The sequence below is a fragment of the Campylobacter sp. Cr9 genome, assembly GCF_020138295.1.
GTDB lineage: Bacteria > Campylobacterota > Campylobacteria > Campylobacterales > Campylobacteraceae > Campylobacter_E.
Genome location: NZ_JACGBH010000007.1, coordinates 21,608 through 33,205 on the forward strand (window position 1 = coordinate 21,608; position 11,598 = coordinate 33,205).

Below are 11,598 nucleotides of genomic sequence, written 5' to 3' on the forward strand. Positions count from 1 at the left end.
TATAATCTTAGCAAAATATAAAAACGAGTGATTACATGAATAAAAATTTAGGACTTTTAGGACAATTAGAATTAGAATTTGATTTTGATATTGTTGATGATTTTATGACGCATTTTAATATATTTTGCGATTCTTTAGAGCCTGTTATAATAGCTTTAGAAGATGAGGTTAAATATTCTGAAAAAATTAACGAATTATTTAGAATGTTTCACAATATGAAAAGTGCTAGTGGATTTTTAAAAATTAATCAATTCGTAAATATTTGCAAAATTGTTGAAGATGTTTTAGATGAAGCTAGAGCTATGAGTGGGCCTGCAAGCGATGAATTAATTGACTGGCTTTTATTAATAACCGATCAATTTATTATCTATAAAATTGATTTTAATGAAAATAATTCTTATTTATCAGCACTAAATCCTAAAATAATCAAAATACCAGAAAGGCTAAATAAGTGAATACAAAAGTCTTTATTACTTGCTTAGTTTTATTAGTGTTTTGCTGTTTATTATATTTATTTCGTCCGTTTTTATTAACAATAGCAATAGCTGTTTTAATGGCAGTTGCAACAGCAAATCTTCATCATAAAATATTTGTTAAAACTAAAAAAAAATATCTAGCACCTATAATTTTGACTGCTTTAATGTCTTTATTGTTTTTTGCTCCTTTAGGATATACTAGTTTTTCTCTTGCAAGTTCTATAAAAGAATTTGATTTAACACAAGTTCAAACAACTATTACAAAATTAAAGGCAATTGATTTTAATTTACCCGACGAATTTAGTTTTGTAGAGCCTAAAATAAAAGAATTTTTAAATGAAATTGATTTAAATAATTTAGGTAAAAACATTCTAAATTATGCTTCAAATTTTACCAAATCAGGGGCTAAATTCTTTACAGAATTAGTTCTTATTGTGATTTTTTATTTTTTCGCAAATTATTATGGAGTAGAGCTGGTAGGATTTTTTAAAAGATTACTTCCACTTAGAAAAAAAGAATTTGAAAACATTTTAAGTGAAGTCTCAAACGTTATGAGTGTTGTGTTTTATTCTGTGATTATTACTGCAGTTTTTGAAGGTTGTTTGTTTGCGATGTTTTTAGTGTATTTTGGATATGATGGGCTTTTAATGGGGATTTTATATGCGATTTCTTCGCTAATTCCATTAATAGGTGGGGCTTTACTTTGGGTTCCTGTAAGCCTTTATGAGTATTCTCACGGAAATACTACTAATGCAATAGTGATTGCACTTTATTCTATTGTGATGATTTCTATTATTGCAGATACATTTATAAAGCCTTTGATAATTAAATGGATAAATGAAAAACTATTAAAAACCCCAGCAAATATCAATGAACTTTTGATATTTTTTGCGATGATTGCAGGTATTTCTACTTTTGGATTTTGGGGAGTTATACTTGGACCTGCTATTTTGGCACTATTTTTATCAGTAGTTAAATTATATGTTTTGATTATGGAAGCTAAGAATTAATTTTATCTTTAATTATTCCTACAGTTTGTTGATCTAATTTCTTTTTTAACATTAAATCAACAAGCTCTTGTTCTCTTTTATTTGCTTTTTTACAATGATCTTTTTCAAATTTATCAGTTAGCCAAATGATAAATTTTGCCCATTTTTTATCTTTTTTTCTCCAAGCGTGTGACGAAATAGACTCTATTGCATAGCCATTAAATAGTGTAGCATTTACAAAATGGTCTAAAGCTCTTACACCTTGTCTTACTCTTGCAACATTACCAAAAGTACCAACAATTACTATAAATAAATATGAAATAACAGCCATAGGAACTATTGCACAAAGCAAAATAGTCCCTGCTAATCTTTCTTTTAGGCTTAGTTTTTTTCTCATTTTCTCCTACTTAGCTTAATATTTACACCATTTGCTGATCTTATTGTAAGTCTTCCTACAACATCAGGGACAAAGCCATCTTCAAGTGTTAATTCATAGTTTTTTAGTATATGAGCTAATATAATAACCGCTTCTTGCATTGCAAAACCTTGCCCTATACAAACTCTTTTACCTAATCCAAAAGGAATATAAGCATCCTTTTTAATAGGTCTATCAAATCTCGTTGGATCAAACTCATGTGGATTTTCCCAATAGTCATCATGCCTATGAATAAGCCAAGGAGCAATCACTACTCCAGCTCCTTTTTTAACCATTTTATCTCTAATCTGGCAATCATTTCTAGTTTCTCTTGCAAAAAATCCAACCGGTGGATACAATCTTAATGCTTCCTTAAATACATTTGTTAAATACTTCATCTTTTTAATAGCATTTATATCAAGTTCATCAGTATTAAAATATTCTAAGACTTCTTGATAAGCTAACTCTTGTTCTTTTTTTGCCATACTTAAAATATATAAAGTCCAAGTTAGTGAGCTAGCAGTCGTTTCATGTCCTGCTAAAAATAACATTGCTACTTGGTCTAAAATTTCCTTAAAGCTAAATCTTTCATTAGTATCAGGATCTATAGTAGTAAGTAGAGTTGATAATATATCTTCAAATTCACCATCTTTATAGTTATCGTATCTTGGTTTTATAATATCACTTAAGACTTTTCTAATAGTTTCTCCTGCTTGAATTCTTTTTCTTTCCCCTAAAATCATGCTAATAAAATGAGGTATACAAAACATATTTCTAATAGCTGTCTTAGCTGTCTGGTCTTGAAATGCAGTAAAAGCATCTAATACAATTTTACCTTTTTTTTCATCTAGTTTAGAAGACATAATTGTTCTAAAAATAACATCAGCAGTAGTAAAAGTCATATGCTCATCTACTTCAACAATTGCATTATCATCGTATTTATTTAATCTTATAATCAAATCCTTAGCAGCATCACACATTATATTAAAGACTTTATTTACTCTAGTTAATTCAAATGAAGGGTTTAATAATTCTCTTTGTTTTTGCCATACTTCATCATTTGTAGTAAAAACACTAACTCCAAGTAAAGGTTCTAAAAATTCATGCAATAGGGTACTTTTTGGAAATTCTTCCACTTCATCAACCATCATCCTTCTTACTTCTTTAGTATCATTTATGATATGTAGATCAAACCCTGGCATTTTTACCCTACCAGCTTTCATTTTATAGCTTCTTTCATATAAACCATCAAGCCAAGAACGTCTTTTTAATAAAAATGTGGTGAATATTGAAGCTTTATTTTTATGTGGTTTTGGATGAAATGGACATGTTTTCATTATAGTTCCTTTAATTTATTTTCTAAAAAATCTTCTTTAGCACTAAAAGCAAAGAAATTATATCTTCCTATAAAATCTGTTGCAAATAAATACATAAAATGTACTGTATACCATTTTCTCATAATTTTCTTATAATATAGTTTATCATATAGTTTGTAAAATGCACTTGATAAGTATAAAACATTTGGATTTGACTTTACACCACTTTTTTCAAAAAAATCTACAAGATAAAAGCAAGCCCCATCTATTTTAGAGGTAAAATCAACCCAAAATATTTTTTTATCTGATAAAAAATCTAATTTTTTTATAAAGTCACTTTTTTTATCAACTAAAGAACACAGTAAAATACACTCCCCAAGTGTTAAAATTTTTAAATTATCATAAGATATATTTTGCTCAACACACTGTTTAATAACTTCGTTTAATACTAAAATATTAATAATTGTTCCAACACTATGAGAGATTAATATTAATTCATAATTTAAAGATTCTTGATTATTTTTAAGAGTGTTTATGATTTCATTTGCAAATTTGTTTACAATATTATCAATATCTTTAATTTTGTTTTTAGCTAATTTCGAAGAAAAAACACAAATATTTAATAGCCAAAATGCCGCAAATTTTTTTCCAAAGTATAAAAATAATTTATTAGCAAAAAATATTAAAATTATTACAAAAAATATAAAAAGATAAATATTATCAAAATAAGAAAATGATTTATAAATTATAAAAAACACCATAGATAAAAATAAAACAATATAAATAGGTGGATAAAATCCTGCTATTAAAGATATTTTATAAACTTTATAAAATCTAATAAATTTAAAATTAAGTATAAAATTAAATAACAAATAAAAAAAATCTTTTAGTATTTGCAAAGAACTTTTAGACCAATTTTCTTTAATAATTTCTTGCCATTCTAAAAAAGCATATTTTGCTTTTAAATTTGTATTTTCAATTAAAAAATAATTATATTCTTTATCATTATAAATAGTACTAATTTGCACATTTTCGTTTGTTATTTTATTATATTTTTTAATATTTTCTTTGTAAGTTTTATAATAATACCTATAACTTCTAGGATCGTATCCTGCTATATAAAAGATATCTTTGTTATGCATTATTTCTTCCTTTATTATTTAAATTCCGAATTCAAATTCTAATTGATTTTATCAAGCATACTAAGAACTTCTTCAAAGGCAAAAGCTTCATCATTTCCTTGTCTTAAAAAATCATTCATATAATCTTTTTTAGAAATTGCAAAATCAAGCTCTTTATCGCTACCTTTAACATAAGCTCCAATTCTAATTAAGGTTTCATTTTCTTTTAGCACGGAATTAAGTCTTTTAAACTTTGCTGCATTTTTTTTATGTTCAGGCGTAACAACATCTCCCATAACCCTGCTTGCTGAGTTTTGAATATTTATAGGTGGATATATTCCAAAATCAGTTAGATTTCTATCAAGAACAATATGCCCATCAAGAATTGATCTACTTTGATCAGCGATAGGATCGCTCATATCATCTCCATCTACAAGCACGGTAAAAAATGCTGTTATAGTTCCTTTTCCTTCTTCTTTACCAGCACGCTCCATTAATTGTGGTAGTAGGTTAAAAACACTTGGTGGATAGCCTTTAGCAGTTGGTGGCTCACCTAATGCAAGTCCGATTTCTCTTTGTGCCATAGCAAAACGAGTAACACTATCCATAATAAAAAGAACATCCATTCCTTGCTCTTTAAAAAACTCAGCAACACTCATAGCACAAAATGCTCCGTATTTACGCATCAAAGCACTATCATCGCTAGTTGCTACTATCATTACGGTATCATCCATTTTTCCGCCTAAGTTTTTGTGAATAAACTCAGGTATCTCACGCCCACGCTCGCCTATTAATGCTACTACTTTTACTGCTGCAGGAGCGTTTTTAACTATCATTCCCATAAGGGTTGATTTTCCAACTCCAGAGCCTGCAAATATGCCTAATTTTTGCCCAACTCCACAAGTTAAAAGCCCATCAATACTTTTAATCCCAACAGGAAAAGGCTCGCTTATAAGCCCACGCTTTAAGGCTTCAATAGGAGCTCTTAAAATAGGCATCATTTTTGTAGGATTTATTTTGTCTTTTCCATCTTTTGGTCTCATAAAAGGATCAACCACACGCCCAAGCAATTCCATTGAACAAGGGATTTTCATTCCTGCTTCTTCCATGAAAGCTTTATCGCCTACTTTAAAGCCTTCTACGAAATCAAAAGGGCTTAAAAAGCTTATAAATTCTTCAATCTTAACAACCATTGCATAAGCAGTTTTTTCTTCATTTTCAAGTCTTATTAAATCACCTACGCTAGTTGTTAAACCTTTAATCTCAATGCTAATTGAACTAATTTTATATATATAGCCAAAGTTTTGAGATTTTGGAATTTGTGCTATTTTTTTCTTTAATCTTTCTAAATTCATTTTATTAGAGAGTAAAACTCTTTCCTAGTTCTTTCGTCGCTTAAAAATATTCCTTTAAGTGAGCTTGTTATGGTTTTTGAATTTACTTTTTGAATGCCACGCATTTGCATACATAAATGCTCTGCTTCAATAGTTACAGCTACACCTTTTGGTTTTAATATTTCATATAATGAATTGCTGATTTGTTCGCATAATTGTTCTTGAATTTGCAGGCGTCTTGCAAATACTTCTACAAGTCTAGGAAGTTTTGAAAGTCCTACAACCTTGCCATTTGGAATATATGCGATATGAACTTTTCCAAAAAAAGGCAATAAATGGTGTTCGCATAAACTATAAAAATCAATGTCTTTTACTAAAACCATTTCATTATTGTCTGTATTAAAAATCGCTTCATTTAGAATATCTTTTGGGTTTTGATGATAACCACTGCATAAGTATTCATAAGATTTTTGAACTCTTTCAGGGGTTTTTATTAGTCCTTCTCGGTCTGGATTTTCTCCGATTTTTATTAATAAATCTTTAATTAAATCTTTCATTCTTTACCTTTATATTTTGCCAATGATTAATTTTTTTAGCTAGAATTGTGCGAAATATTTTACAAAAGGTAGTTTAATGAAACTTAGTACAACAAAAATCAACGAAATTAATTACTCAGTAAGCGGTGTTATTGAGCAATCTTTATTAGATGAAAAGATTAAAGAAATAGCTGTAAAAGCTAGCAAGACTATGCAAGTTGCTGGATTTAGAAAAGGTAAAGTACCTGTAAATGTAGTATTATCAAGATATAAAGATTCTTTAGTAAAAGATGCAGAGCAAGAAGCAATCACAAATGCTTATAAAGAAGCTGTAAAACAAACAGGTAAAGAAGAAAAAGAATTAATCGGTGAGCCAAGCTTTAAGAAGTTTGAAAGAAAAGAAAATGGAATAGAATTTGAATTTGTAATTTCATTTAGACCAACAATTGACTTAACAGGTTATGAAGCTTTAGTTCCTGAGCTAAAAATAGAAGAAATTAAAGAAAAAGACATTAAAGCTAGAAAAGAAGCTATGTTAAAACAATACGCTCCACTTGAAAAGACAAAAAAACAAATCCTTAAAAAAGGTGATTATGCTAAATTTGACTTTGAAGGCTTTGTTGATGGTGTTGCATTTGAGGGTGGAAAAGCAGAAAATTATATGCTAGAAATCGGTAGCAATCAATTTATCCCAGGTTTTGAAGATGGTATGATTGAATTAAAAGTTGGCGAAGAAAAAGATATAGAAGTAACTTTCCCAGAGAATTATCAAGCAGCACATTTAGCAGGTAAAAAAGCTGTATTTAAAGTAAAACTACATGAAATTCATGGAAGAAAATTACCTGAAATTGATGAAGAATTACTTAAAAAATTATTACCAGGTGTAGAAAACCCAACCGAAGCAATCTTAGATGAAAAGATTAAAGAACAATTAGAAACAGAAGCTAAATTTAAACAAATTGATGAGAAATTAAAGCAAGAATTTGTTGAAAAAATGCTAGAAAAATATGATTTTGCAGTTCCACAAAATATATTAGAGCAAGAAACTAATTTACAATTCAATCAAGCAGCAAGAAGCTTTAGTAAAGAAGAATTTGATAAATTAAAAGATGAAAAATATCTAGAAGAAAAAAGAAAAGAATATGAAGCAGAAGCTTTAAAGAGCGTTAAATTAACTTTCATTGTTGATGAGTTAGCAAAATTAAGAAAAGTAGTTGTAAATGATCAAGAAGTAGCACAAGCTATTTATTTTGAAGCTTTAAGATATGGAATGGATCCAAAACAACTAATTGAAACTTATACAAAAAATGGAACTTTACCAGCTGTTAGAATGAGCTTAGTAGAAGAAAAATTATTTGCTGATTTATTTTTAGGAAAAGATAAATGAGCTACATTCCATATGTAGTTGAAAAAACTAGCAAAGGCGAGAGAAGTTATGATATCTACTCTCGCTTACTTAAAGATAGAATTATTCTTTTAAGTGGAGAGATAAATGATGAAGTAGCAGCTAGTGTTGTTGCTCAATTATTATTTCTTGAAGCTCAAGATGCTAATAAGGATATTTATTTATATATAAATAGCCCAGGTGGTGTAGTTACTAGTGGATTTAGTATATTTGATACTATGAATTATATTAAACCTGATGTTAGCACAATTTGTATAGGTCAGGCTGCTTCAATGGGTGCATTTTTACTTAGCTCAGGTGCTAAAGGCAAAAGATTTGCTTTACCAAATGCAAGAATTATGATACATCAACCACTAGGCGGAGCAAGAGGACAAGCAACTGATATTGAAATACAAGCTAAAGAAATTTTAAGATTAAAAGCAACTCTTAATAAAATATTAGCTGAAAACACAGGCAATAAACTTGCTAAAATAGAAAAAGACACTGAAAGAGATTATTTTATGAGCTCAGATGAAGCTTTAAAATATGGATTAATTGATAAGGTATTAGAAAAAAGTTTTAAATAGGATAGGGCTTTGAATAAAGATGTAATTTATGATGAATCTCCTAAGATTCAAAAACTTAGCGGTGGAGAGTTTGAGAAATTTACTCAACAAGTAATTAAACAATTAATTGAAGATAATGTTCCACCAACTCCTACTAATTATGCTATATATTTTGAAAAAATGCTTGATACTAAACCTATGGCGTTTAAAAAAAGAGTTAATGAAATGATATCTTATGAAAAAGAAGATCAAAGCAATAAAATAGCAGTGATTGAACAAGATATTAAAGAAACTTTTGCAAATATTAAGCAATTAGTTGGCTCAATTGCAGCGATTTATAAAAACATCACTACAATGAAAGCGTTGATTAAGAAAAAAATAGGGGATTTAAGTATTGCAACTGGCTCTTTATCAATTCAAAATATCTTAAAATCACTTGATAGTGATATGGCAAAGCTCACAACTGCTCTTGATATACAATTAAATAGCATTAAAAAAGGTTATGATGAGATTGTAAAAATCCATAATAGGGTAAATGAGCAAAGTGAGTTTGATGATAAATTCGGAGTATTTAATAAAAGATATTTATACAGCAATATAACTCAAGATATAGAAGATATTAAAAAATATGGCTATTCAATATCACTAATGTTTGTAAAAATTAAAGATAGTTTATTAAATACAATTGAACTACAAAAAGACAAAAATCTTTTAATGAGAAATGTTGCTAAGTTATTATTAAAAACTTCAAGAAGAAGCGACGTAGTAGCACATTTTGGTGATGGAATATTTGTAATGGCTATGAAGCATACAAATATAGTAAATGCTAAGAAAGCTTGTGAGAGAATTTCTGATTTATTTTATAATACAACGTTTTTTATTAATGATAATGAGATTGATATCAATATAGAAATGAGTGTTGTAGCGCTTAGTGGCGATAATTATGAAGAACAAATCTTAGAAGCTATTAGTGTATTGCCTAATACAGGTAAAGACAAAGAAATTTATGCTGTTGTTGGAGATAGCGAAGAAGATGCTTGAAATAATCACATATCCAAATAAACTTCTTTTTACAAGAAGCCAAGAAGTAGAGAAATTTGATGAAAATCTACATAAACTTTTAGATGATATGTATGAAACTATGATTTCATCAAATGGCATAGGCCTGGCTGCAATTCAAGTAGCAAAACCTTTAAGAATATTCTTAATAAATCTATTAAATGATAAAGAAGAGCAAAACAAAGAAGATTTAATTGAATTTATTAATCCCGTAATTACTCCTATTGGAGAAGGAACTCAAGTTTATGAAGAAGGTTGTCTTAGTGTTCCTGGATTTTTTGAAGAAGTAACTAGATACGATAGGATTAAGGTTGATTACTGCGATAGATTTGGCAATGCAAAAAGTCTTGAGGCTGATGGGCTTTTAGCAGTTGCTATTCAGCATGAAAACGATCATTTAAATGGACATTTATTTATAGAAAAACTATCTTTTAACGGAAGAAAAAAACTAGAAAAACATTTAAAAAACTCTAAAAAGTCTAAAAAATAATCTTAGCTCAAGCTAAGGTTATTTATCTTATATAATAAACAATAAGTCTAGGTTTTAATAATTATTTAAATGATTAATTTTTAATGTTTTAAAGTAATTCTTAATTTAAATTCTTTGAATTTTCAATATCTAATCAAAAATAAAATACAAAATTATAAGCGAACTACTATTAAATGTATTTGTGTTTAAAATTAGCAAAATTTTGTAATCACACGAGCAAAGCCAAAATAATTACAAATTTCAAAGAATTTGAATTAGGAATTTAAATAATATTAGACCTTATAAAATTAAAAGTATTCATTTGTTTTTTATGTAAATCAAGATTACAACTTTTACTTGCATTATTTTAAAATATTAGCTTTTAATTTATCAAGCATAATCTTATAAATTTTAAAAGTAAATTTCTAATCTAAATTCTTTTGTTTGTTTAAATAATTAAACATAAACTTCAAATACTTTTATATTTTTTTCTTTTAGTTTGAATTTTAGCGCTTACTACTTAGGTTAAGTGTTTGGAGTGTTTTGCTTGAGATTGGTTGAGATTGGTTGAGATTGGTTGAGATTGGTTGAGATTGGTTGAGATTGGTTGAGATTGGTTGAGATTGGTTGAGATTGGTTGAGATTGGTTGAGATTGGTTGAGATTGGTTGAGATTGGTTGAGATTGGTTGAGATTGGTTGAGATTGGTTGAGTGCTGAGCTTATAATGATTATCAATAGTTTTTGTTTAAATTTTTAAAGAATTTGAAATAGGAATTTGATTTCATAAATTCTATTTAAGTTAAAAATATTTTATAGCTTTGCATACTAAATTAATTTATCTTTAAAGCACATAAAAAAATAGCCAAAATTACATTTAATATCGTAAAAATTCTTAAGAATTTGAAATAGGAATTTAATTAAGCTAAATGAATTATCCTAAATATTTAGCATAATAATTTGTAGCTTATACCTCTAGTAATTTTTAAAATGTGTAAAAATTACTTTTTTATTTTGAAATTCTTATTTCAAATTCTTTAAACTTCTTAAATACATATTATTATTTGAGTAATCTAGTAACAACTAAAAATAATATTTTATTTTTTTACAAAATTTCACATTATTTAACATTACAATCAAAATAAAACTAAAGGAGATAAAATGACCCCAAAAGAATTAAGAGCTTTGATTTCAAAAAACGAGTTCAATAAACCTACTTCAGGCGTATGTCCTAATTATGTTCAAGCAAATCTTGCGATTTTGCCAAAGAGTGATGCTTATGATTTTTTGCTATTTTGTCAAAGAAATCCAAAACCTTGTCCTTTGATAGAAGTGCTTGATGCAGGAGAGTATTTAACCAAAATATGTGCTGATAACGCAGACATTAGAACAAGCATTCCTAAATATAGAATATATAAAAAAGGCGAATTAGTAGATGAAGTAAGCGATATTATAAATTATTTTAAAGATGATTATGTAAGCTTTCTAATGGGCTGTTCGTTTTCATTTGAAGCAGCTTTGATAAATCACAAAATCCCTTTAAGACACATTGAAGAAGATCATAATGTGCCTATGTATATTACAAATACTGATTGCCTTAGTGCGGGTAAATTTCATGGAAAAATGGTTGTATCAATGAGACCTATTAAATACAAGGATTTAATTAGAGCTACAACTACAACAGCACTTTTTCCAAGCGTTCATGGAGCTCCAATTCACATAGGAAATCCAAGTGAAATAGGCATAAAAGATATTTCAAAGCCTGATTTTGGCGACGCATCTACTATTTATCCTGATGAAGTTTGTGTATTTTGGGCTTGCGGGGTAACTCCACAAAGCATTGCACTTACTAGCAAACCTGAGATTATGATAACACATTCGCCTGGCTATATGTTCGTAACTGATAAGCAAGATAATGAATATTCAGTATTTTAG

The 11,598-nt window shown here is 28.1% G+C and carries 11 protein-coding genes and 1 pseudogene; 7 read left to right on the plus strand and 5 right to left on the minus strand.

The genetic code is table 11. The annotated features are described in order from the left end of the window. The first annotated feature begins 35 nt into the window (after nt 1-35). On the plus strand, nt 36-455 hold the full coding sequence (locus AVANS14531_RS04510; RefSeq protein WP_336611474.1) for an Hpt domain-containing protein: 420 nt from the start codon (nt 36-38) through the stop codon (nt 453-455). Next, nucleotides 452-1,486 carry an AI-2E family transporter gene (locus AVANS14531_RS04515; RefSeq protein WP_336611475.1) on the plus strand — a complete coding sequence of 345 codons (1,035 nt, stop codon included), beginning with the start codon at nt 452-454 and terminating at the stop codon, nt 1,484-1,486. The genes AVANS14531_RS04510 and AVANS14531_RS04515 overlap by 4 nt, the downstream gene beginning before the upstream one ends. On the opposite strand, the gene AVANS14531_RS04520 is transcribed toward AVANS14531_RS04515, so the two are convergent. Genes AVANS14531_RS04520 through folE form a run of 5 tightly spaced genes read right to left on the minus strand, consistent with a single transcriptional unit; the run spans nt 1,476 to nt 6,208 of the window. Further along, nucleotides 1,476-1,862 (minus strand): hypothetical protein, encoded by a 387-nt coding sequence (locus tag AVANS14531_RS04520; protein ID WP_336611476.1) that lies wholly within the window; start codon nt 1,860-1,862, stop codon nt 1,476-1,478. The genes AVANS14531_RS04515 and AVANS14531_RS04520 overlap by 11 nt on opposite strands. Further along, nucleotides 1,859-3,217 (minus strand): cytochrome P450, encoded by a 1,359-nt coding sequence (locus AVANS14531_RS04525; RefSeq protein ID WP_336611477.1) that lies wholly within the window; start codon nt 3,215-3,217, stop codon nt 1,859-1,861. The genes AVANS14531_RS04520 and AVANS14531_RS04525 overlap by 4 nt, the downstream gene beginning before the upstream one ends. Then, on the minus strand, nt 3,217-4,338 hold the full coding sequence (locus AVANS14531_RS04530; RefSeq protein WP_336611478.1) for a DUF829 domain-containing protein: 1,122 nt from the start codon (nt 4,336-4,338) through the stop codon (nt 3,217-3,219). Before AVANS14531_RS04530 ends, AVANS14531_RS04525 begins: the two co-directional genes overlap by 1 nt. Nucleotides 4,339-4,376: 38 nt before the next feature. Then, entirely contained in the window at nt 4,377-5,672 is a 1,296-nt protein-coding gene (gene fliI, locus AVANS14531_RS04535) for a flagellar protein export ATPase FliI (protein ID WP_239817123.1), read from the minus strand. Further along, complete coding sequence (gene folE / locus AVANS14531_RS04540) at nt 5,669-6,208, minus strand: GTP cyclohydrolase I FolE (RefSeq protein ID WP_239817122.1); 540 nt, start codon at nt 6,206-6,208, stop codon at nt 5,669-5,671. The genes fliI and folE overlap by 4 nt, the downstream gene beginning before the upstream one ends. Before the next feature lie 76 nt (nt 6,209-6,284). On the opposite strand from folE, the gene tig reads away from it, so the two are divergent. The 5 genes and pseudogenes from tig to AVANS14531_RS04565 all read left to right on the plus strand — a co-directional run. Then, a complete protein-coding gene (tig, locus tag AVANS14531_RS04545; protein ID WP_336611479.1) occupies nt 6,285-7,574 on the plus strand; it encodes a trigger factor in 1,290 nt (429 codons plus the stop codon). Further along, nucleotides 7,571-8,158 (plus strand): ATP-dependent Clp endopeptidase proteolytic subunit ClpP, encoded by a 588-nt coding sequence (clpP, locus tag AVANS14531_RS04550; RefSeq protein WP_336611480.1) that lies wholly within the window; start codon nt 7,571-7,573, stop codon nt 8,156-8,158. Before tig ends, clpP begins: the two co-directional genes overlap by 4 nt. Before the next feature lie 9 nt (nt 8,159-8,167). Continuing rightward, complete coding sequence (locus tag AVANS14531_RS04555) at nt 8,168-9,178, plus strand: GGDEF domain-containing protein (RefSeq protein WP_239817119.1); 1,011 nt, start codon at nt 8,168-8,170, stop codon at nt 9,176-9,178. Continuing rightward, a complete protein-coding gene (gene def, locus AVANS14531_RS04560) occupies nt 9,171-9,686 on the plus strand; it encodes a peptide deformylase (RefSeq protein WP_336611481.1) in 516 nt (171 codons plus the stop codon). The genes AVANS14531_RS04555 and def overlap by 8 nt, the downstream gene beginning before the upstream one ends. 1,132 nt (nt 9,687-10,818) lie before the next feature. After that, a pseudogene (locus AVANS14531_RS04565) lies at nt 10,819-11,598 on the plus strand (putative hydro-lyase); the annotation flags it as partial.